22 protein-coding genes and 1 pseudogene are annotated in these 21,878 nt (G+C 64.3%); 15 read left to right on the top strand and 8 right to left on the bottom strand.

The genetic code is table 11. The features are described from left to right. Positions 1 to 45: 45 nt before the first annotated feature. The 3 genes from dnaN to rpsT form a co-directional block, all read right to left on the bottom strand. Positions 46 to 1,164 carry a DNA polymerase III subunit beta gene (gene dnaN / locus AKL29_RS05500; protein ID WP_016842669.1) on the bottom strand — a complete coding sequence of 373 codons (1,119 nt, stop codon included), beginning with the start codon at positions 1,162 to 1,164 and terminating at the stop codon, positions 46 to 48. Positions 1,165 to 1,429: 265 nt separating this feature from the next. After that, on the bottom strand, positions 1,430 to 2,860 hold the full coding sequence (dnaA, locus tag AKL29_RS05495) for a chromosomal replication initiator protein DnaA (RefSeq protein WP_028335551.1): 1,431 nt from the start codon (positions 2,858 to 2,860) through the stop codon (positions 1,430 to 1,432). Between the two features lie 1,240 nt (positions 2,861 to 4,100). Then, a complete protein-coding gene (rpsT, locus tag AKL29_RS05490; RefSeq protein WP_016842667.1) occupies positions 4,101 to 4,367 on the bottom strand; it encodes a 30S ribosomal protein S20 in 267 nt (88 codons plus the stop codon). Between the two features lie 373 nt (positions 4,368 to 4,740). Between rpsT and AKL29_RS05485 the strand changes: the two genes are divergently transcribed. The 3 genes from AKL29_RS05485 to AKL29_RS05475 all read left to right on the top strand — a co-directional run bounded on the left by AKL29_RS05485 (position 4,741) and on the right by AKL29_RS05475 (position 6,774). Continuing rightward, the gene (locus tag AKL29_RS05485; protein WP_016842666.1) at positions 4,741 to 5,058 is read left to right on the top strand and encodes a hypothetical protein; all 318 of its coding nucleotides are present in this window, start codon (positions 4,741 to 4,743) and stop codon (positions 5,056 to 5,058) included. 130 nt (positions 5,059 to 5,188) lie between these two features. Then, a complete protein-coding gene (gene msrA / locus AKL29_RS05480; protein ID WP_050383605.1) occupies positions 5,189 to 5,845 on the top strand; it encodes a peptide-methionine (S)-S-oxide reductase MsrA in 657 nt (218 codons plus the stop codon). Between the two features lie 173 nt (positions 5,846 to 6,018). Beyond that, entirely contained in the window at positions 6,019 to 6,774 is a 756-nt protein-coding gene (locus tag AKL29_RS05475) for a polysaccharide biosynthesis/export family protein (protein WP_050383400.1), read from the top strand. A gap of 38 nt (positions 6,775 to 6,812) precedes the next feature. Here AKL29_RS05475 and AKL29_RS05470 read toward each other — a convergent pair whose 3' ends face one another. The 3 genes from AKL29_RS05470 to AKL29_RS05460 form a co-directional block, all read right to left on the bottom strand. Next, positions 6,813 to 7,484 carry a dienelactone hydrolase family protein gene (locus AKL29_RS05470; protein WP_050383399.1) on the bottom strand — a complete coding sequence of 224 codons (672 nt, stop codon included), beginning with the start codon at positions 7,482 to 7,484 and terminating at the stop codon, positions 6,813 to 6,815. A 79-nt stretch (positions 7,485 to 7,563) separates the two neighbouring features. Next, positions 7,564 to 7,899 carry a hypothetical protein gene (locus AKL29_RS05465; protein ID WP_050383398.1) on the bottom strand — a complete coding sequence of 112 codons (336 nt, stop codon included), beginning with the start codon at positions 7,897 to 7,899 and terminating at the stop codon, positions 7,564 to 7,566. Then, on the bottom strand, positions 7,896 to 8,684 hold the full coding sequence (locus AKL29_RS05460; RefSeq protein WP_050383397.1) for an alpha/beta fold hydrolase: 789 nt from the start codon (positions 8,682 to 8,684) through the stop codon (positions 7,896 to 7,898). Before AKL29_RS05460 ends, AKL29_RS05465 begins: the two co-directional genes overlap by 4 nt. A 309-nt stretch (positions 8,685 to 8,993) precedes the next feature. On the opposite strand from AKL29_RS05460, the gene AKL29_RS05455 reads away from it, so the two are divergent. The 4 genes from AKL29_RS05455 to AKL29_RS05440 all read left to right on the top strand — a co-directional run bounded on the left by AKL29_RS05455 (position 8,994) and on the right by AKL29_RS05440 (position 14,654). Further along, positions 8,994 to 9,485 carry a (2Fe-2S)-binding protein gene (locus AKL29_RS05455; protein ID WP_026192016.1) on the top strand — a complete coding sequence of 164 codons (492 nt, stop codon included), beginning with the start codon at positions 8,994 to 8,996 and terminating at the stop codon, positions 9,483 to 9,485. Beyond that, complete coding sequence (locus AKL29_RS05450) at positions 9,482 to 11,767, top strand: xanthine dehydrogenase family protein molybdopterin-binding subunit (protein WP_050383396.1); 2,286 nt, start codon at positions 9,482 to 9,484, stop codon at positions 11,765 to 11,767. Before AKL29_RS05455 ends, AKL29_RS05450 begins: the two co-directional genes overlap by 4 nt. A 291-nt stretch (positions 11,768 to 12,058) precedes the next feature. Continuing rightward, entirely contained in the window at positions 12,059 to 13,156 is a 1,098-nt protein-coding gene (locus tag AKL29_RS05445) for an HD-GYP domain-containing protein (protein ID WP_050383395.1), read from the top strand. Between the two features lie 208 nt (positions 13,157 to 13,364). Next, complete coding sequence (locus AKL29_RS05440) at positions 13,365 to 14,654, top strand: cytochrome P450 (RefSeq protein WP_050383394.1); 1,290 nt, start codon at positions 13,365 to 13,367, stop codon at positions 14,652 to 14,654. A 16-nt stretch (positions 14,655 to 14,670) separates the two neighbouring features. Here AKL29_RS05440 and AKL29_RS05435 read toward each other — a convergent pair whose 3' ends face one another. Further along, on the bottom strand, positions 14,671 to 16,251 hold the full coding sequence (locus AKL29_RS05435) for an AMP-binding protein (RefSeq protein WP_050383604.1): 1,581 nt from the start codon (positions 16,249 to 16,251) through the stop codon (positions 14,671 to 14,673). 209 nt (positions 16,252 to 16,460) lie between these two features. Beyond that, a complete protein-coding gene (locus AKL29_RS05430; RefSeq protein ID WP_028335562.1) occupies positions 16,461 to 16,880 on the bottom strand; it encodes a VOC family protein in 420 nt (139 codons plus the stop codon). Positions 16,881 to 17,084: 204 nt separating this feature from the next. On the opposite strand from AKL29_RS05430, the gene AKL29_RS05425 reads away from it, so the two are divergent. The 8 genes and pseudogenes from AKL29_RS05425 (at position 17,085) to AKL29_RS05390 (ending at position 21,851) form a co-directional block, all read left to right on the top strand. Further along, on the top strand, positions 17,085 to 18,056 hold the full coding sequence (locus tag AKL29_RS05425; RefSeq protein ID WP_016843619.1) for a Bug family tripartite tricarboxylate transporter substrate binding protein: 972 nt from the start codon (positions 17,085 to 17,087) through the stop codon (positions 18,054 to 18,056). A gap of 165 nt (positions 18,057 to 18,221) precedes the next feature. Continuing rightward, a complete protein-coding gene (locus AKL29_RS05420) occupies positions 18,222 to 18,506 on the top strand; it encodes a DUF3551 domain-containing protein (protein ID WP_028335563.1) in 285 nt (94 codons plus the stop codon). A 129-nt stretch (positions 18,507 to 18,635) separates the two neighbouring features. Next, complete coding sequence (locus tag AKL29_RS40335) at positions 18,636 to 19,091, top strand: ArsR/SmtB family transcription factor (RefSeq protein WP_080667144.1); 456 nt, start codon at positions 18,636 to 18,638, stop codon at positions 19,089 to 19,091. Continuing rightward, positions 19,076 to 19,438: pseudogene (locus AKL29_RS05410) on the top strand (SRPBCC family protein); the annotation flags it as partial. The gene AKL29_RS40335 and the pseudogene AKL29_RS05410, both read left to right, overlap by 16 nt. A gap of 18 nt (positions 19,439 to 19,456) precedes the next feature. Continuing rightward, positions 19,457 to 20,194, top strand: a complete 738-nt coding sequence (locus AKL29_RS05405) for a DUF899 domain-containing protein (RefSeq protein WP_050383392.1) — start codon at positions 19,457 to 19,459, stop codon at positions 20,192 to 20,194. A gap of 145 nt (positions 20,195 to 20,339) precedes the next feature. Continuing rightward, on the top strand, positions 20,340 to 20,696 hold the full coding sequence (locus AKL29_RS05400) for a DUF1428 domain-containing protein (RefSeq protein ID WP_028335567.1): 357 nt from the start codon (positions 20,340 to 20,342) through the stop codon (positions 20,694 to 20,696). Between the two features lie 128 nt (positions 20,697 to 20,824). Continuing rightward, a complete protein-coding gene (locus AKL29_RS05395; protein WP_028335568.1) occupies positions 20,825 to 21,442 on the top strand; it encodes a hypothetical protein in 618 nt (205 codons plus the stop codon). Further along, positions 21,429 to 21,851 (top strand): transcriptional regulator, encoded by a 423-nt coding sequence (locus AKL29_RS05390; RefSeq protein WP_038377679.1) that lies wholly within the window; start codon positions 21,429 to 21,431, stop codon positions 21,849 to 21,851. Before AKL29_RS05395 ends, AKL29_RS05390 begins: the two co-directional genes overlap by 14 nt. The last annotated feature ends 27 nt before the right edge of the window (positions 21,852 to 21,878 follow it).

Here is a 21,878-nt window from a genome sequence, read left to right as displayed (position 1 = left end):
TCGATGGATGGCCGGGTCAAGCCCGGCCATGACGAGAAGGAGGAATCACACCCGCATCGGCATCAGCACGTAGAGTGCGCCCTTGCTGTCGCGGTCCTGCACCAGGGTCGGTGAGCCGGGATCGGCGAGCTTCAGCACCGCGACCTCGCCCTCAATCTGGGCGGCGATGTCGAGCAGATAGCGTGAGTTGAAGCCGATATCCAGCGCGTCGGAAGCGTACTCGACCTCGAGTTCCTCGGTGGCGCTGCCGGAATCCGGGTTGGTGACCGAGAGCACCAGCTTGCCCGCGGACAGCGCGAGCTTCACCGCGCGGCCGCGTTCGCTGGAAATGGTCGAGACGCGGTCGACGGCGGCTTCGAAATCCTTCTTGTCGACGACCAGCTCCTTGTCGTTGTTCTGCGGAATGACGCGGCCATAGTCCGGGAAGGTGCCGTCGATCAGCTTCGAGGTCAGCACCACATTGCCGAGCGTGAAACGGATCTTGCCGTCCGACAGCTCAATCGAGATCTCGGCGTCGTCGCCCTCGATCAGCCGTTGTACTTCGCCAACGGTCTTGCGCGGGACGATCACGCCGGGCATGCCGGTTGCGCCCTTGGGCAGCGCGAGGTCGATCTGCGCCAGCCGGTGGCCGTCGGTCGCAACCCCGCGCAGGGTCGCCGCCTTGGCGTTGCCTGCCGCGTGCAGATAGATGCCGTTGAGGTAGTAGCGGGTCTCTTCGGTCGAGATCGCGAACTGTGTGCGGTCGATCAGGCGCTTGATGTCGGAGGCCGGCAGCGAGAACGAATGCGTCATGTCGCCGGCGGCAAGGCCCGGGAAGTCGCTCTCGGGCAGGGTCTGCAGCGTGAAGCGCGAGCGGCCGGCACGCACAGCCAGCACCGAGCGGTCGCCGTCGGCTTCCAGCACGATCTGCGAGCCGTCGGGCAGCTTGCGGACGATGTCGTAGAACATGTGCGCGGGCACCGTGGTCGAGCCGGCGGTTCCGGTCTCGGCGGCCAAGGTCTCCGTCACCTCGAGGTCGAGGTCGGTCGCCTTCAGCGACAATTTCGCGCCCTCGGCGCGGATCAACACGTTGCCGAGGATCGGGATGGTGTTGCGGCGCTCGACCACGCGGTGAACGTGACCCAGCGATTTCAGGAGTTGCGCGCGCTCGACGGTGACCTTCATTGCAATACCCGCCAGATCCCTCAGATGGAAAAGCCGGGCGGCCGTTCAGGGCAGCACCGCGGCATTGGAAACCCGAAAAGCCGGATCAATACCGGATTTGATCAAACCCACGGGGGGACCGCAAGGTGGCGCGGATGGGCGGCCGGTGCAAGGGATACGGGCGTGAAACGAGCCCCGTTCCCCACGTTTTGGGTCGGAAAAAAGTTTAGCCCTCCCCTTTGGCAAAGGGGAGGGCGATGGAACGAGCCGGCCGGATGAAGCGGCCCTATTCCTGCAGCTGGCGCTTCAGCGATTCGACTTCCTCCGACAGCGCCGTGTCCTTGGCGACCAGTGCCTCAATCTTGCGCACGGCGTGCAACACCGTGGTGTGGTCGCGGCCGCCGAAGCGCCGGCCGATCTCCGGCAGCGAGCGCAAGGTCAGTGTCTTCGCCAGATACATCGCGACCTGGCGCGGGCGCACCACATTGGCGGTGCGGCGGGACGACAGCAAGTCGGAGCGGCTGACATTGTACTGCCGGGCGACCACGCGCTGGATGTCCTCGATCTTGATCCGCTTCGGCTCCTGCGGGCGGATCAGGTCGCGCACCTCGCGCTCGGCCATCTCCAGCGTCACCGGCTGGTTGTTGAGCTTGGAGTGCGCCAGCAGGCGATTGATCGCGCCTTCAAGGTCGCGGCCGTTATGGGTGATGGTGCGCGCCAGATAGTCGAGCACTTCCTCCGGTACATCGAAGCTCGCATGGTGGGCGCGGGCGGCGGCGACGCGCGACTTCAGGATGCCGAGCCGCAGTTCCTCGCCGAGCGAGCCCATCTCGACCACGAGGCCGCCGGCGAGCCGCGAGCGCACGCGGTCGTCGAGGCTTTCCAGATCCGACGGCGGACGGTCGGCAGCGATCACGACCTGGCGGCCGGCATCGATCAGCGCGTTCAGCGTGTGGCAGAACTCGGCCTGCGTCGACTTGCCCTGCAGGAACTGCAGATCGTCGATGACCAGCACGTCGATGCCGCGCAGCGCCTCCTTGAAGGCCAGCGCCGTCTGCGTCTTCAGCGCCGCGACGAAGCCGTACATGAATTTCTCGGCGGTGAGATACAGCACCTTGCGCTCGCTGCCGGAATTGCCGGCCCAGGTCACCGCCTGCAGCAGATGCGTCTTGCCGAGGCCGACGCCGGCATGAATGTAGAGCGGGTTGAACATCACGGGATCGCCGCGGCGACCTTCCGCGACCTGGCGGGCCGCCGCATGAGCCAGCGTGTTGGACCTGCCGACGACGAAGCTGGCGAAGGTCAGGCGCGGATCGAGCGGCGAGCCGCCGAGCGCGTCGTGGCTCGCGGACACCGGCGCGGTCGCAACCGAGCGCAGTTCAGGCACGAGCCGGCCGTCGGTGCGCTCGATGCGGCGCACTTCGACGGGCGCAACCGTTTCCTTCACCGGAGCCGTCGCGCGGATCGCCGAGCGCACGGTGAGGTCGATGCGATGCACTTCGGGCATCTCGGCCTGCCAGCAGGAAAGCACGCGTTCGGCATAGTGCGCCTGGATCCAGCTCTTGAGGAATCGGGTCGGAACCGACAGGTGCACGCTCTCGTCGTGCACGCTCTCCAGATCCATCCGAGCGAACCAGCTCGTGTAGACGTCCTCGCCAACGCTCGTCCGCAAACGTCCCTTCACCCGCGACCAGCGATCCTGTTCCGTGTTCGTCATTGCCTTCGTACTTCCAAGTCTGAGAGATAATCGTTGCGAAAGCGCCGTGCAGGTTTCCTGCCGCGGCGCGACCTCTAGCGGGCGCGGTCTGCTCCGGACAAAGCTCTCCCGTGCGGCGGCCATGCGCCACCCGACAGATCAGCTGTTTGGAGAAGATGCGCCCCGCGAGGTCAGCGCGTACTCGACGGACGCTTCGGGTGGGAGCTGACGTCCGAGGGGTTGATTACGGCACCACTGGAAATTTGCGCTTCGGCTGTCGTTGGTTCGACTGCAGTGATGATACCGTAAGGCATAAGACCTCCCCCTCCCGCCGCGACGTATCGCGGCAAGTTGTCAGCTTGCTCGTGTCTTCAAGTTCGAACTGCCGCTACCGAACACCGAAATGCCCGGCGCTTCGCCGCCGCCGTGTCGTCGTCAACCCGTTCACTCGCTCCGCGTTCCCGCTGCCAGATTCCGACTGACGTCCTGGTCTCTCTTGTTCGATCCCCCAAATTGCCGGGGACATCGCCGGAGAAATTTTGACACAGGTCGACCGTCCTCATATCGCTATGAGCCGTCAATCCAGCTTCGCTTGGAAAGCGTCGCTAACGCACACACCGCCGCCGATTTGTGCGTCCGCCCCTGGGTCTCAAACCGCGCTGATCTGGAGAGCCGTGGGCGTCGCGAACAAGAAATAAATACACCAAGCTGATTTTCTGACAATCCGTGGATTCGACGGGGATCGAGACTCTTCGCGACTGTTGCGGCGCCGCCGACGCTGAGTTGCGAAAGCAAGTTTTTGAATCACCGCACAGATTCACGCGTGTCACAAACGACGGTGCAATACCAAAAATTTTTCATAGAAAATTTACATTTGGTCTCGCGCCGGTCATTTTTCCAATCGCTGTTCGGCGCTATGTGCATAAGTAACTCGCGAGACGTCATTTTTCTCGATTGCTTTTGCAGGGTAACCCCGCTTCGCAAATTTCGACGCGAGAAGCCGGCGCGCTATTCCATCTATCTAGCTTAGCGAAGAACAATCTGTGCGCGAGTGCTCCGCGTTAAGCATGTTGAGCCGGTAGAACTACGGACGCGACGAAACATGACATGCAGTTCGTTGCGCGGCAACGCCGACTCTTCTCGCGCTATGAAACTTCCACGACAAAATGCGAGACAAAAACAAAAAGCCCGGCGCGAGCCGGGCTTCGTGACAAATGTGTTTTTCAGTCAGCTCGCTCGGCGAGTTCTTGCTTCGCGAGCGCTACTTGGCGAGCTTGGCGATCCGCTGCGACAGGCGCGACACCTTACGGCTCGCGTTGTTCTTGTGAATAATGTTGCGCTGCGCTGCCTTCATCAGCTCGGGCTCGGCGCGGCTCATCGCCTTCAGCGCCGCCTCGCGGTCGCCGCTCTTGATCGCTTCCTCGACGGTGCGCACCGCGCCACGCATCTGCGTGCGGCGCGACTTGTTGACGATGGTGCGGCGGGCAATCTTGCGGGTCGCCTTCTTGGCGGAGGTGGTGTTGGCCATGGTTCTCTAACTGTCCTTCGGCGGTGATCGCTCGGTGGTCGGGCTTGCGCGCACCGGCCGGTTCAAATCCCAACTCTGATGTATTTGTCCAAGGTGGTTTTCTTGGGTGTCCTTGAGGCGGCCATGCGAAGAGCGCAAAATGCTGCCCCCGCATGCGGCACTGTCCAAAGAACAGCGGCGGCAGGATTGCGCCCGCCGCCATCGGCCGGTCTTATAGATGGCGCGGGCTTAAGCGTCAACGCTTTCGGGACCCAAAAAGGGCCCGAAATCGCCCCCGCGGGGGCCGGATAAGCCGCTGAAGAGGTTGAATTTCCGGGGGGCGCCCGGTAAGGCCTGACGACGCGTGGGGCGCGACTGGGAGTTAGGGTGACGCATGATCCGCGGCTTTTTCCGTCTGATCGGCCTTCTGCTGCTGGCCGGCAGCTTCATCTTCATGGTCTATGACGGGGCCCGCTACGTCGCCGACCAGAGCCTGCGGTTCACCCAATTCGGCCAGTTCTGGAACGACATCCACCAGTCGAGCCAGCAGGCATTCCATGCCTGGGTGGATCGCTTCGCGCCCTGGCTCTGGAATGACGTGATCCGCCTGCTTCTGGAGCAGCCGGTGTTCGCAGTGCTCGGCATTGCCGGCATCCTGCTGATGATCCTGTTCCGGCCGCGCAAGCCCCTGATCGGCTACGCGCGCGACTGACTTGTCGGCAGCCCTCCCTGGCTGCAGCGCCCCGTAACGGGGCTGCCATCATCCGCGTAAGGACATATATAGGTGACAGCCGGCCCGCAGGCCGTTGCCGCGTCGGCCGATGTCCCGCCTGGAGGTGTCCATGTTGTTCATGCGCAAGACCACCGCGTTGCCAAGCGCCGCCGAGGCGTTGCCGGGCCGCGCGACGCCGATCCCGACCGCGATCACCCATTTCGTCAATGGCAGCAAGTTGCAGCCGCCTTATCCGCAAGGCCTCGAGCAGGCGGTGTTCGGGCTCGGCTGCTTCTGGGGCGCGGAGCGCAAATTCTGGGAACTCGGCGAGGGGATCTACACCACCGCGGTCGGCTATGCCGGCGGCCACACGCCGAACCCGACCTATGAGGAAGTATGCTCGGGGCGCACCGGCCACACCGAAGTGGTGCTGGTTGTGTTCGACCCGAAGAAGATCTCCTACGAGAAGCTGCTGAAGACGTTCTGGGAGAACCACAACCCGACGCAGGGCATGCGCCAGGGCAACGACATCGGCACGCAATATCGCTCCGCGATCTACACGTTCAGCGACGCGCAGCGCAAAGCCGCCGATGAGTCGCAGGCGATGTATCAGAAGGCGCTTGCCGCCAAGGGCCTCGGCGCCATCACCACCGAGATCGCGCCGGCCGGTGAATTCTACTTCGCCGAAGACTACCACCAGCAATACCTCGCCAAGAATCCGGCGGGCTATTGCGGGCTCGGCGGCACCGGCGTGTCCTGCCCGATCGGCGTCGGCGTCACCGCCTGACCGTCTTGTTGAGAAAGAGCCCGCTCCGGAAAGCCGGTTTGCGCTCTTCACGGGCACGGTTCCAAGCCAATGGGAGGCCGGCTTTTCCGGCCTCCCGCTCGATCCTCGAAAACCCTTTGTTAACCATAAGTGGTGCAAGACTGGGCCTGTCTCGCCGTTGAGGGATAGGTCCGGTGCCGGTTGCACGCGCGTTACGATTGCCGATCACTGCCGTTGTGGCTGCGCTCGCGCTGTCTGGCTGCATGAGCACGTCCGGTCCCGTCGCCGTCGGCCCGCAAGGTGTCGATGCCGTCACCTACGGCCCGGCCTACGCACCCGCTCCAGTTGCCGATGCCGGCGGCGGCGGTGCGATCAGCGCATTGCGTTCCGCCTTCGCCAGCGCATCCCCTGGTTATGGCTATGCCGCACCGGCCGCCGCCCCGGTCGTCTATGCCGCCGCCTCCCCGGGTGGACCCCCCGCCGGTTACGACAACGGATATCACCTTGGCCCCGGCGACAAGCTCCGCGTCGTGGTCTACGGCCAGGAAGGCCTGACCAATTCCTATGCGATCGACGCCGCGGGCGCGATCACCATGCCGCTGATCGGCTCGGTGCCGGCACGCGGCCGCACGCCGGCCGGGCTTGCCGGCGAAATCTCGGCACGGCTGCGCAACGGCTATATCCGCGAGCCTTCGGTGGCGGTCGAGATCGAGTCCTATCGTCCGTTCTTCATCCTCGGCGAAGTCCAGGCCCCCGGCCAATATCCCTACGTGCCGAACATGACGGTCGAGAGCGCGGTCGCGATTGCCGGCGGCTTCTCGCCGCGTGCCCGCCGCGACAGCGTGACGCTGACCCACACCGATGCGTCCGGCTCCGGGCGCTTCGTGGTGCCGCTGGGCACGCCGATGAGCCCGGGCGATACGGTGTTCGTCGGCGAGCGCTGGTTCTGACGAAGGACAGCGTCCTTCGTCATTCCAGGTTCGCCCTATCAGCGCAGATACTTCGCGAAAAATTCCATGCTGCGCGGCCAGGCAATGTCGGCGCTTGCCTTGTCGTAGCTGGCGCGCTCGTCGCAATGGAAGCCGTGCTGCGCGCCGGGATAGATGAAGACCTCGACCTCGGGCCGCTTCGACTTGATGGTCTCGACATCGCTCAAGGGAATGCCGGCATCCTTCTCGCCGAAATGCAGCTGCGTTGGCACCGCCGGCCTGTCGTCGGCGAAGCGCACGACGGCGCCGCCGTAATAGCCGACCGCGGCTGACAGCCCGGCCAGCCTGGTGGCGGCCGCATAGGCGACGCTGCCGCCAAGGCAGAAGCCGATGATGCCGACCGGACCGACCGACTTCACCGCGTCGATCGCCGCCTGGGTGTCGCGCAGCATCGCGGCCCAGTCCGGATTGGCGACGAACTTCCGCGCCTCGGCGATCTCGTCGGGGGAATAGCCGCTCTGGAAGTTCGGCGTGATGCGGTCGAAGATTGAAGGTGCAACCGCGACATAGCCTTCCTTCGCCAGCCGGTCGCAGACCGAGCGGATGTGGTGATTGACGCCAAAAATCTCCTGGATCACGACGACCGCGCCCTTCGGCGCGCCGGCAGGATCGGCGCGGTAGGCGCCGAGTTCGAAACCGTCCGAAGCTTTCAGTTTGATGTCTTGTCCCATGGTCCATCCTTGTCAGTTTGGGGGTTGCATGAAGCTTCTTGGCGATCGCTGCGAAAGCCGATCATGCATCGAGCATGATCTAGCGCCACATCCAGTTCTCGCCCCAGTCGGCCTTCCAGCCGGTCAGCCGGTGTTTGCGGAATTGGAGGAAGAGGCGGTCGTGGTGCGGAAACAGCCCGCCGCCGCCGAGGTCGCGGAAGGTCAGGAAGATCTCGTTGCCGGGCTGTCCGCTGACATAGGTGAGCGGCGTGCCGAGCGCGCGCTGCGCGTCCGCAACGCCCATGCCAAGCGCCAGCGGCGTGGTGTTCGACAGCGTCGCGGTGAAAGTGGATGGGGCTGTCACGAACGGCAGCTTCTGCGCGCTCGCCGCTGTCGTGGCCGCAGTCAGCAGCAAGGCAACGGCGACTGTCTTCATGACGCGGGCTTTCCCGGCGCGTCGGCTTCAAGGCCATCCAGGAACGGCAGCACCGCGGCGATGAAGGCCTGCGGCTGGTCAATGTTGACGGCATGGCCGGCGTTCGGAATCACCGCCTTCTGCGCACCGGGGATCTTCGCCGCCATGTAGTCGGACGCCGCCAGAAAGGGCGTGTCGTCGGCGCCGACCACAACCAGCGATGGCGCCTGGACCCCGGGCAGCGATTCGATCACCCGTGCATCGCGCTGTGCCAGCATGCCGCGCGCGGCGAGCGCGAGGCCCCTGGCGTTGCGATGGGTGACCGATGCGCGCTCGGCGCTCAACGATCTCAGCACCTCGAGCCCTTCGCGGTCGAAGCGGTCGCCGGTCTCACGGGCGCGCTTGTTCCAGACATCGCGGGCGTCGTCCTTCTTGAAGCCCGGGCCGGTGTCGATGATCAGCAGCGCCCGCACCCGCTCCGGATGGGCGCGGTGAAAGGCGAGCGACATGTAGCCGCCGAGCGACAGCCCGCCGACGATTGCCTTGTCGGCGCCGGCGGCGTCGAGGAGAGCGGCGATGTCGCCGACCGTCAGCGCTTCGCTATAGGCATCGGGATCGTCGGGATAGTCGGACTGGCCGTGCCCGCGCATGTCCCACAGGATCAGCTTGTGGCGTTGCGACAGCGCCTCGATCTGGCCCTGCCACATCGCCGAGGTCGAGGAATAGCCGTGGGTCAGGATCAGCGGCGGGCCGCTGCCGTGAACCTCGTAGTAGATCTCGACGCCGTTGCGGTTGAGCTTGGCCATTGACGGGCTCCTTGTGTTTCTCTCGCCGCTGTTATCGGACGGCGTTGCCGGTGCTTGCTGCCGACGCTTTGAGCAAGCGCCTGTCGATTAGACACGAACGCTGGCATTCCAAAAAGCGTCATGCCGTTGCCGCATCGCACAACAGGCATCTTCGGAAATTTATTCTTTTCGAGCAATTCCAAATTGGATTGCCTCCAGCCGGGAACCGGATCATTGTTTCGGCAACTGTCGCTGACCCGGTGGGCGCCGGCCAAGACCCAACAGTGAGTTGCCGCCGTAAGCGGCTTCCTACACCGGAAGGGGAGAGAGATGCCAAATCTCAATATCAACGGACGGAATATGTCCGTCGAGGCGGCCAATGACACGCCGCTGCTTTGGGTCATCCGCGAGCAATTGCAGATGACGGGCACCAAATTCGGTTGCGGCGCCGGTCTGTGCGGCGCCTGCACGGTTCACGTCAACGGCGAAGCGGTGCGGTCCTGCCAGACCTCGGTCGCCGACGCCGTCGGCAAGAAGATCACCACCATCGAAGGCCTCTCCGCCAAGGGCGATCATCCCTTGCAGAAGGCCTGGGTCGCTGAGCAAGTGCCGCAATGCGGCTATTGCCAGTCCGGCCAGATCATGCAGGCGGCGGCGCTGCTGTCGAAGAACACCAACCCGACCAAGGAAGAAGTGGTCGCGCATATGGACGGCAATCTCTGCCGTTGCATGACCTATTCACGAATCCAGAAGGCGATCATGCGCGCTGCGTCCGACATGCGCACCGCATCGGCCACCGGATCCGAGCGGAGGGCCACATGAACAAGCACGTGAAAAACCTCGCTCCAGAGACGACCGATCTCAGCCGCCGTTCCTTCCTGGTCGGCACCGCTGCTACCGGCCTCGTACTCGGCTATGCCGGGTCAGGCATCGACCAGGCGCTCGCGGCACCCGCGCCCGCCAACTTCGAGCCGAGCGTCTGGTATTCGATCGCGCCCGACGGTCTCGTCACCGTGACCTGCGGCAAGGCCGACATGGGCCAGCACGTCGCCTCGACCATGGCGCAGATCGTGGCCGAAGAGCTCGGCGCGAACTGGAAGGACATGCGGGTTCAGCTCGCCTCCAACGATCCGAAGTTCAACGATCCCGTGCTGGGCGCGCAGATCACCGGCGGCAGCTGGTCGACGATGATGAACTTCGATGCGATGAGCCGCGCCGGCGCAGCCGGCCGTATCGCATTGACCGAGGCGGCGGCGGCCTCCATGGGCGTGCCGGCCGGCGAGCTGGTGGTACGCGATTCCAAGATCAGCCACGCAAAGTCGAAGAAGTCGATGTCGTTCGCCGAGGTGGTGAAGAGCGGCAAGGCGACCAAGACCTTCACGGCGGATGATCTGAAGGCGATCAAGCTGAAGACGCCCGACCAGTACACCATGATCGGCGTCTCGGTGCCGCAACTCGACATCCCGTCGAAGACCAACGGCACGGCCAAGTACGGCATCGACGTGATGGTGCCGGGCATGGTCCACGGCGCGCTGGTCACCCCGCCGGTGCGTTACGGCGCCACCGTGAAGTCGGTCGACGATAGCGCGGCCAAGAAGCTGCCCGGCTTCATCAAGGCCGTCACCCTCGACGACAAGACCACAACCACGACCGGCTGGGTCGTCGCGGTCGCCAACACCTATGCGCAGGCGAAGAAGGCCGCCGCGGCGCTGAAGATCAGCTATGACGGCGGTCCGAACGCAAAGCTGTCGAGCGAATCGCTGCTCACGGAAGGCAAGCGGCTTCAGGGACTGGACGATTCCGGCCAGTTCTTCGTCAAGGACGGTGATCCCAAGGCGGCCTTCGGCTCGGCGGCCAAGGTGCTGGAGGCGGAATACACCACCAACATCAACATCCACGCGCCGATGGAGCCGATGAACGCCACCGCGGAGTTCAAGGGCGACATCCTGCACATCTATTCCGGCAACCAGTTCGCGACGCGCTCCGGCGCGATTGCGGCCGGCGCCGCCGGGATCGATCCGAAGTTCGTGGTGATGCACCAGATGTGGCTGGGCGGCGGTTTCGGCCGGCGTCTCGACGCCGACATGATGGTGCCCGCGGTGCAGGCGGCGAAGGCCGTCGGCAAGCCGGTCAAGGTCATCTACACGCGCGAAAACGACATGACGATGGATTTCTCGCGTCCGCTGACCTACCAGAAGGTGAAGGCCGGCATGGACGGTGACGGCAAGATCGTCGCGATAAGCCACGACGTGGTTTCGGCCTGGCCGACCGCGCGTTGGGGAATCCCCGATTTCCTCACACCGTCGGTCGACAAGAAGGGTCCGCTCGACTCCTTCACCGTGAACGGAGCGGACTTCTTCTACACCGTGCCCAACCACTATGTGCGGGCGATCAAGAACGAGATGGCGCACAACGCCACCCCGTCGGGTCAGCTCCGCTCGGTGGCGCCGGGCTGGACGTTCTGGGCGGTCGAAAGCATGATCGACGAGATCGCGCATGCGACCGGCAAGGACCCGGCGCAGCTGCGCATCTCGTTGCTCGACGGCAAGGGCAAGAACGACGGCGGCGCGCAGCGTCTCCGCAACACCTTGCTCGCTGCGATGGGCCTTGCCGGCTACGGCACCAAGCAGCTGCCCAAGGGCGAAGGCATGGGCGTTGCGTGCGTGTCGTCGCAGGAGCGCGCCACGGCGAGCTGGACCGCCTGCGTCGCCCATGTCGCGGTCGCCCCGTCGGGCGAGGTGACGGTGAAGAAGCTGACGGTTGCGACCGACGTTGGTACGCAGGTGAATCCCGACGGCATCCGGGCCCAGGTCGAGGGCGCGGCGCTGTGGGGCATGTCACTGGCGCTGTTCGAGAAGGCGACGTTGAAGGACGGCGGCATCGAGCAGACCAACTTCGACAGCTATACGCCGCTTCGGATGAGCCAGCTGCCGGAAGTCGCGGTCAACGTCATCGCCAATGGCGAGAAGGCGACCGGCGTCGGCGAGCCCGCGGTGACGGTGGTGGCGCCGGCGATCGGCAACGCCGTCTTCAACGCGGTCGGTGCCCGCGTCCGCGGCCTGCCGATCACCGCAGAAGCCGTCAAGGCGGCGATGAAGGCGTAACGATCTGAACGAACAAGAACGCCGGAGAGCACGAGCTCTCCGGCGTTTTTCTTTGCTCCGCGCGTCGGCCGGGCGGTTACGGCATCAAATCTGACGCCGCAAAAATTCATGATTCGCCGCCGATCTGCGCATCTGCATTGATTTTCAGTCGGCCTGATTTTGCTGGCGGATTCGGCGATCGCTCAAATTGTATCCATTGCGCTTAAGCGCCGTTCAGCATCCCCATTAAGCCGGAGGGAACGCATCGTCAGGTAGCGTCCCGGCGTCGGTCGTTACTGCGACGGGGATGCCATGACTGCCTTAGCCAACAACCAGACTTCGAAGCGCCGCCTGCTGCTGGCGTCAGATCGAAGCGATCAGAGCAACGAGCTCGCCAGCATCCTGCGCTCGGTGGGCGAGGTCGATACCGTTCCGACCTCAGATATTCCCGAGCAGCCGGGCCGCGATCTCTCTGGCATCGTCGTCGACATCAACCTGCGCTCGCCCGAAGCCGTGCAACTCGTCCGCGCCAAGCTGCAGGCCGATGCCTATCGCGAGATGCCGCGGCTGTTCGTGCTGGCAGATGCCTTGCACCACGCCTCGATGCAGGCCTGGGCGCTCGGCGCCACCGACACGATCTCGCGGCCGTTTGATGCGCGCGGCATCCTGCAGCGCATCCGCGCCGCGTTCCCCGACGACAGCGGCTATGACGAGACCGACCGCGGCAAGGCGCTCAACCGCGGCGTCGAAGCCGCGCACGGCGTGATGGTCAAGATGTTCGAGCGGATGCGTGCCGGCGAGCCGCTCAAGTTCGAGGACATCGTCGCCGCCGAAAACAAGATCCTCAAGGCGATCAAGCACAACTCGCTGCGCGAATGGCTGACCACCGTCGGCTGCCATCACCAGGAGACCTATCGCCACTGCCTGTTCGTGACCGGCTTCGCGGTCGCGTTCGCGCAGCACCTCGGCATGCGTGAGGACGATCAGCGCCGGCTCGCCCGTGCCGCGCTGCTGCACGACGTCGGCAAGGCCTTCGTTCCAGTCGCGCTGCTCGACAAGCCCGGCGCGCTGACGGTCGAGGAAATGGCCGAGATGCGCGAGCATCCGCGCCGCGGCTACGAGGCGCTGTCAGCGCAGGGCGGCTTCCCGCCGGAAATGCTCGACGTGATCCTGCACCATCACGAATTCCTCGACGGCACCGGCTATCCCAACGGCCTCAGCGGCAATCAGATCAGCGACATCGTCCGCGTCACCACGATCGTCGACGTCTATGCCGCTTTGGTCGAGAAGCGCGCCTACCGGCTGCAGTTCACCCACGCCAAGGCATTCTCCATGATGGAGGAGATGGGCGGCAAGCTCGACCAGCAATTGCTGCAGGCGTTCCGCCCGGTGGCGTTCGGGCATTATTGATCTCCAATGGTTTTCGCCGTCATTGCGAGCGGAGCGAAGCAATCCATCGCTCCGTCTGTGCGGGCCGATGGATTGCTTCGTCGCTCCGCTCCTCGCAATGACGCCTTTGGCGGGGATCCTAGCCAATCAACGCAAGTCGTCCTCCTTACCTCCGCCTAGATTCCGTTGATCATCGGCAAGACCGATGCTGGGGCGAGTGAGGACGATCATGGATACGGCAACGACCGGGGATTTCGACATCCCCGCCGACATCGCGGCAACCCTCGTCGATCCCGTCGCCTATGCGGACGACCGCATCCACGACAGCTATCGCTGGCTACGCGCCAACAATCCGCTCGGCATCGCGCGGCCCGAGAAGTTCGATCCGTTCTGGGTGGTGACGAAGCACGCGCATATCCAGGCCATCAGCCGGCAGAACGAGCTGTTCCACAACGCCGATCGGCCGACCACCCTAACGACGCAGGCGCTCGAGGAGCGCGTTCGCAAGATCACCGGCGGGCCCAATTTGGTGCGCTCGCTGGTGCAGATGGACGCGCCCGATCACCCGAAATATCGCGCACTGACGCAAGGCTGGTTCATGCCGGCCAATCTCGGCAAGTTCGAGGCCCGCGTTCGCGAGATCGCGCGCGCCACGGTGCAGCGCATGCTCGCGAGGGGCGGCGCCTGCGACTTCGTCGAGGACGTGGCGCTCGGCTATCCGCTCCACGTCATCATGGAGATCCTCGGCGTGCCCGAGGCGGACGAGCCGCGCATGCTCAAGCTGACGCAGGAGCTGTTTGGCCCGCAGGATCCCGACACCGCGCGCGTCCGCGACGCGCTGAGCGCGGAGCAGGTCTCCGCGATGTTGCAGGCGATCATCGCCGACTTCTCCGCCTACTTCCGCAAGATCACCGAGGATCGCCGCCAGAACCCGCGCGACGATCTCGCCACCGTCATCGCCAACGCGAAGATCGGCGGCGAGTATATGCCGGAGCACGATCAGACCAGCTATTACATGATCGTCGCGACCGCGGGTCATGACACCACCTCATCCTCGACCGCGGGCGCGATCTGGGCGCTGGCCAGGGACCCCGCGGAATTCGCCAAGGTGAAGGCCAACCCGGAGCTGATCTCGGGCCTGGTCGATGAGTCGATCCGCTGGATGACGCCGGTCAAGCATTTCATGCGCTCGGCCACCGCGGATACCGAGCTCGGCGGCCGCAAGATCGCCAAGGGCGACTGGCTGATGCTGTGCTACGCCTCGGGCAATCGCGACGAGGAGGTGTTCGAGGACCCCGATCGCTTCCGCAGCGACCGCAAGCCCAATCGCCATGTCGCGTTCGGCTATGGCGCGCATCTCTGTCTCGGTCAGTACCTCGCCAAGCTCGAGATGCGCATCCTGTTCGAGGAGCTGCTGCCGCGCCTGAAGTCGCTGTCGCTCGACGGCGAGGTGAAGATGACGCAGGCCTATTTTGTCAACGGCCCGAAGAAGCTGCCGATCCGGTTCGAGGTGAATTGACGCGGCCAGGGCCGCGTCACTCCAGCATCTTCCTGAGCTCCGCCTTCGCGACCTTCTCCAGCGTCGAGCGCGGCATTTCGTCGACGAAGCGGATCTCGCGGGGCACCTTGAAGTCCGCGAGTCCGGAGCGGCAGGCGGTCATGACGTTGTCGTGCAAATCGGCAGGCAGGGCGGCGACACCGGCCTGCGGGATGATGAAGACGACGGGCACCTCGTCCAGCATCGGGTGCTTCTTCGCCACCACAGCGGCTTCGCGCACGCCCGGCACCACCGCGATCACTTGTTCGATCTCGGAAGCTGCGACATTCTCGCCGCCGACCTTCAGCATGTCCTTGGAGCGATCGCCGAACTTGATGTAGCCGTGCTGCAGCATCGTGACGCGGTCGCCGGTAATGAAGTAACCGTGCTCGTCGAAGCTTTCGCGCGTGGCCTTTTCGTTGTGCAGATATTCGGCGAACAGGGACAGGCCGGGGATGCCCTTGATCAGGAGGTTGCCGGTCTCGCCGATGCCGGTCGGCGTGCCGTCGTCATTGACGATGCGGATCTCGTATTCCGGCGCGGCGCGGCCGATCGACATCGGCGTGTTGGGCTGATCGACCTCGCCGATAATGCCGTGCGTGATGGTCTCGGTCATGCCCCACCAGCCGATGATCTTGATGCCGAACACGCTGAACGCCGGCGGCTCGTTCACGGCGGTGCCCCAGAGCCGGAACTTGTGATTCTTCGGCACCTCGTGCTCCAGCAGCGCCTTCATGCAAAACGGGATCGTCGAGGTCCATGTCGAGCCGTGCTCGAGCGCCACCGGCCAGAAGCGGCTAGCCGAGAAGCGTGGCTGGATCACGCAGGTGCCCCCGACCCACAGGCTCGCCAGCATCGAATAGGCTAGCGCGTTCGTGTGGAACAGCGGCAGATAGGTCTGGTGAACATCAAAGGCGTGCAGGTCCTGATGCGCGGCATTGATCTTGGCGCCCCACAGCGCGTTGGCGTGGGTCCACAGCACCGCCTTCGGCCGCGACGTGGTGCCGGAGGTGTATTGCACGCTGCAGGGGGCGAGCGGATCGGTCGGGCGACGTGGCCGGTCGGCACTGTCGGCAAACAGCGCGTCAAAGCTGTCGCCGCGCGCGGGCAGCTGTGCCGGCGCTTGCCCGGCGTCGTGCGAGGTCACCGCGATCCAGCGCAGGCTCTTGCAGTTGGCGGCGATCAGTTCTGCATAGGCCGGCTGGGTGATCGCGGCGATCGCGCCGCAATGGCCGGCAAAATATTCGATCTCGGCGGCGGCGGAACGGGTGTTGGTGGTGACCGCGATCGCGCCGAGCTCGACGCAGGCGAACCACGACATGATCGCCTCGATGCAATTGTCGAGATGGATCAGGACATAGTCGCCCTGCCGGATGCCGCGCTTCGCAAGGCCCGCAGCGAGCGCGCCGACGCGCTCATGGAATTCGCCGTAGCTCCAGCGCCGTGCCGGCGTGTCGAACGGCGCCCAGATCAGGAATGGATGGTCGCGCCGCACCTCGGCGCGCATCCGCAGCAGCCATGGCACGTCGAGTCCCGCAAACGGTCCCACGATGCCCGGCACTGCTTTTGAATTGCTCATATGTCCTCCCGCGCGGCCTTGCCGGCCGCCATTGGTCTTGGTTGGGAGCAGTTCTGCCATCGGCGTGCGCCGAGAGCAAATCGTGATTTGCAAAGCGGTTTTGCGCTGAAGCAATTTGTTCCGCCGCGCGGAAGAGATCGATTTATTCGCGGCATCCGTCATCGGGCGCGCATTCGCACGCCGCGCCGGCTCGCAAGGACGAACGAAAGCTAGGTCGCGTTCTTTTCGTACGACGAGATCTCGATCAGGCTGCCGTCGGGGTCGCGGCAATAGACCGAGCGCAGCGTGCCGCGCGCGCCCTGCTTGGCGACGGGGCCTTCCTCGATCCTGACGCCATTGGCCTTCAGATGCGCGACCACTTCCTCGGGTGTGCTCGACGTGAGGAAGCAGAGATCGTCGCTGCCGGCCGCCTCGTGCTCGGCGGTGAACCAGTCCACCTTGTCGGCATCGCGCGGCCGCACATTGATCTTCTGGTTGCCGAACACCAGCGAGGTGCGCGGTGTCTTGCCCTTGCCGGGGTCGAACACCTTCACCTCCATGCCGAGGATCCTGCTGTACCAGGCAACCGAGCGCACGACATCGGTGACGTTGATCACGAGATGGTCGAGGCCATTCACCTTGACGGACATGATCGATCCTCTTCGGTCCAGAGTGCTTTCGAGCGATGTGGTCGCCGGTTCTGGTGCGATCAGAGCCGAAGCTTAGTCTTTCGTCGCGGTCGGCGGCGCACGTGTCGCACTGGTCGCTTCAGGCATTGTTTGTTAAAACCGCGCCGCACGCAACGCAACAGAAACGGGCAGGGCGCCAAACCCTGCTGGATTGGGAGAAACTTCATGATTTCACGCCGTACCGCGCTGGGCCTGATCGGGTCGGGGATTTCGACATTCGCGATCGGCCGCGCTTCCGCTGCCGACTATCCGGCGCGGCCGGTGCGCTGGATCGTGGGTTATCCGCCGGGCGGCGCCACCGACATCATCGCGCGCCTGGTCGGGCAGCGGCTGTCGGAGAGGCTCGGGCAGCAATTCGTGATCGAGAACAAGCCAGGCGCGGGCAACAATATCGGCACCGAGGCGGCGATCAACGCCGAGCCGGACGGCTACACCGTGCTGCTGGTCAATCCAGCCAACTACATCAATGCCTCGCTCTACGCCAATCTGAAGTTCAACTTCGTGCGCGACGTCGCGCCGGTCGCTTCCTTCAATCGCGTGCCGAACGTGATGACCGTCAACAAGGACGTGCCGGCCAAGACCGTCGCCGAGTTCATCGAATATGTGAAGGCCAATCCCGGCAAGGTGAACATGGCCTCTTCTGGCAACGGCACCTCGGTGCATCTCTCCGGCGAGATGTTCATGGCGATGACCGGCTGCAAGATGCAGCACGTGCCGTATCGCGGCGCGGCGCCCGCGATCACCGACATGCTCGGCGGCCAGGTGCAGGTGATCTTCGACAACATGCCCTCGATCATCCAGCACATCCGCTCCGGCGCGTTGCGCGCGCTGGCTGTGACGTCAACGGAGCGATCCTCGCAACTGCCGGATGTCCCGTCGGTCGCCGAAACCGTGAAGGGCTACGAGGCGAGCGCGCTGTTTGGCATGGGCGCGCCGAAGAACATGCCGAAGGAAGTTATCGCCAAGCTCAACACCGAGATCAACGCCGTGCTCGCCGAACCCGACATGAAGAAGCGTCTAGTCGAGCTCGGCGGCGATCCGCTGATCCAGACGCCGGAAGCCTTCGGCAACGACATCAAGGCCGAAACCGACAAGTGGAAGAAGGTGGTCGAGTTCGCCGGCCTCAAGGTCGAGTAGGCCTCGCAAGAGGCGCGATGCTGGATCGCGCGGGACAAATGTGGCCCGCGTGGTACAGCCGGTCCGCGGCCGAAGCCGTCGGCCTTGACGCGGAATAGAATGACGTTCAGGAACCTTATCAAAGGTGCCGCGCCTGGCTAACTGCGGCGTCCGAGGAGCCGGATCATGCGCGCATCGGGATTGGCAATGCTTGTTCTGGGAACGATGACGCTCGCAGGCGCGGCGAGTATCACGCCAGCTTCCGCCGATCCTTATGACTACCCATGGTGCGCGCAGGGCCCTAGCCTGGGCTATCCCGGCGAATGCGCTTACCGGACCTACCAGCAATGCCTCGCGAGCGTGTCCGGCCGTTATCTCTATTGCGGCGAGAATCCGCGCTTCCTGTTCAGCGAACCGCCGCCGCCACCGCGCCGCTATCAGCGTCGGCACCGGACCGTATATCCCGACTAGCGTTGCGGCATCACCGCAAGGCGGTCCGTCGCCACCGTTCCTGACGTTCGTCCCCCGGCTGGGTCCATCCTGACGCGATCGTGAAGTCGCGCGCTTGACGTCGCGCCGTTTGCGCCTATACTAAACCACATGGTTAAGTATCAGGACGAGACGCTGGACCGCACCTTTGCGGCGCTTTCCGATCCCACCCGCCGCGCGTTGCTGGCGCGGCTCGGCGAGCAGGACAGCCTGTCGGTGAGCGAGCTGGCGCAGCCGTTCGCGATGTCGTTGCCCGCGATCATGAAGCATCTCGACGTGCTCACCGATGCGGGTCTCGTCGCTCGCGAAAAGACCGGACGCACGGTGGCGTGCCGGCTCACCGCACGGCCGATGGAGCAGGCGATGAACTGGCTCAATCGCTATGCGCAATTCTGGTCCGACAACCTCGACCGCCTTGCCGCCTTTGTGGAGGAAGAACCATGGCAAACCAATCCGCAGTCGCCGCCGACGCCGGCCTCGCCGCGCGCCCAAGCCTCACCCTCACGCGGCGCCTCCGCGCGCGGCCGGAAAAAGTCTACGCCGCGTGGACCGAGCCGGAAAATCTAGCGCAGTGGTTCGGGCCGGGACAGGTCAAGCCCGGCACGACGCAGGCCGAGCTCGATGTCCGCGTCGGCGGACGCTACCGGATCAAGTTCACCGGCTCGAACGGCGAATATCACGAGGTCGGCGGCACCTATCGCGAGGTGGTGCCGAACGAGAAGCTGGTGTTCAGCTGGGCCTGGCATTCTACGCCGGAGCGCGAGTCCGAGGTGACGATATCGATCAAGCCCGATGCCGGCGGCACGTTGCTCACCTTCCATCACGCACAGTTCGTCGATGAGACCGCCCGCGACAATCACCAGCGCGGCTGGACCGAATTCCTCGGCAGCCTGGAACAATACGTCGACGCCTGACCCGCAAAGGAGCATCTCATGCAACAGCACAAGATCGTCTCGCGCGAGGAATGGATCGCAGCCCGCAAGGCGCTGATGATCGGTGAGAAGGAGCTGACCCAGGCCCGCGAAGCGCTCAGCCGGCAGCGCCGCGAACTGCCCTGGGTCAAGGTCGACAAGGACTATGTGTTCGACGGGCCGGGCGGCAAAATGACGCTCGGTGATCTCTTCAAGGGCAGGCCGCAGCTCGTGGTGCAGCATGTGATGTTCGCGCCGGAATGGGACGCAGCGTGCAAGAGCTGCTCGTTCTGGGTCGACGGCTTCGAGCGCATGGTTCCGCATCTCGCCGCGCGCGACACCACGATGATCGCGATCTCGCGGGCGCCGCTCGCAAAGCTCGACGCATTCAAGGCGCGGATGGGCTGGACCTTCGACTGGGTCTCCTCGGGAGAGAGCGACTTCAATTACGATTACGGCGTATCGTTCACGCAAGGGCAGATCGATGCGGGGGACGCGAAATACAATTATGGAACGACGCCGCTCTATGGTCCCGAACTGCCCGGCATCAGCGTGTTCTTCCGCGACGAGACAGGGAGCGTGTTCCATACCTACTCGACCTTCGCGCGCGGCCTCGACATGATGAATGCCGCCTATCACTATCTCGACCTGACGCCGCTCGGCCGCCACGAGGAAGGATTGCCCTATCCGATGGATTGGGTGCGGCTACGTGACCAGTACCAACCGGCGCCGGTTCAGGCATCCTGCTGTCACTCCTGATCGTCATTGCGAGGGGCTCGCGACAAAATTGCAGAGCAATTTTGCGCGGAAGCGACGAAGCATTCCATTCCTCGGCGTTTGAAGAGATGGATTGCTTCGCAGGCGCTCGCAATGACAGGGAGCCCAAACAGCAGGAAACCGCCCAATGCCTTACGTCGATGGATTCATCGTCGCCGTGCCGAAGAAGAAACTCAAAGCCTATGCGCAACTCTCGAAGAAGGCCGGCAAGGTCTGGCGTGAATATGGCGCGCTGGATTATCGCGAATGGGTCGCCGACGACGTCAAGCCGGGCAAGCTGACCTCATTTCCGCAGAGCGTGAAACTGAAGGCCGGCGAAACCGTCGTGTTTGCCTGGATCACCTACAAGTCGCGCGCCCAGCGCGACCGGATCAACGCCAAAGTGATGGCCGATCCGCGCCTTGCATCGATGAGCATGGGTGACGTGCCGTTCGACGGCAAGCGGATGATCTATGGCGGCTTCGCCAGCCTAGTGAAGGTCTGACGCGGCACGGTTTCGCCGCAATCCGCGCAATAACCGGCTGTTAAACATCACGCTCGGCAAGCCGCGCGATGCCGCTTGCGTTTACTTGGTGATCCCGTATACTTTGCAATACAAAGTTCGGGCGAATCATGCGTGACCTCGACAAGGCGTTGGCCGATATCCTCGCCATCCGCAGCCAGATTGCGGCCGGAACGGCGTTTCGCGGCTACGGTCCGGCGACCGTCGCCGCCACCAGCGGCATCGCGCTCATCACGGCGCTTGCGCAATATCTTTGGCTCGCCGATCCCACCGCTCATCCGATCGCGTTCCTCGCAGGCTGGGCGGCGGCCGCGTTGGTCTCCGCCGTGCTGATCTGGATCGAGATGCAGGCGCGCTCGCGGCGGCATCATTCCGGCCTTGCGGACGCGATGGTCCAGCAGGCGATCGAGCAGTTCGTTCCCGCTGTTATCGCCGGCGTGCTGCTCGCGATCCTGCAATGGAAGTTCGCGCCCGAGACGTTGTGGATGTTGCCCGGCCTGTGGCAGGTGCTGGTCAGCCTCGGCGTGTTCGCCTCGGTCCGCCTGCTGCCGCGCACGATCGCGCTCGGCGGCGCCTGGTATTTCCTGTCGGGCTTCACGGTGCTGCTGATTGCAAGCCAGAGCCACGCGCTGTCGCCCTGGACCATGGGACTGCCATTCGCGATCGGCCAGTTGCTGCTCGCAGCGCTGCTCTATTTCGCTTCCGGAGGCCATGATGCCGAAGACTGACCTGACCACCGCGCCATTCGCCTATGAAGGCCTCGACCGCGTCATCCACGAGAAGGCGCGGCTCGGGCTGCTGACCTCGCTGATGGCGCATCCGAAGGGGCTTGCCTTTGCCGATCTCAAGCAGCTCTGCGGCCTGACCGACGGCAACCTCAGCCGGCACCTCCAGGTGCTGCAGGAGGCCGGTCTCGTCGACGTCATCAAGGGCTATGAAGGCAATCGTCCGCACACCACCTGTCGCCTGACCAAGAGCGGCCGCCGCCGCTTCCTCGACTATCTCGCCGTGCTCGAGCAGCTGGTGCGTGACGCGGCCAAGGCTGCCGGCACGACAGAAAAGGCCGGCGGCAAGGCTGAGAAGGCCGCCGGCAAGGACGACGGCGCAGCTGGCCGCCTCGGTATCCAGCCGGTTTGAATCATCCCATTTTTGTCCGGAGACTTT

This window comes from Bradyrhizobium pachyrhizi (assembly GCF_001189245.1).
GTDB lineage: Bacteria > Pseudomonadota > Alphaproteobacteria > Rhizobiales > Xanthobacteraceae > Bradyrhizobium > Bradyrhizobium pachyrhizi.
Note: the sequence above shows the minus strand (reverse complement) of the source record. Positions and strands in the feature narration are given on the sequence as shown.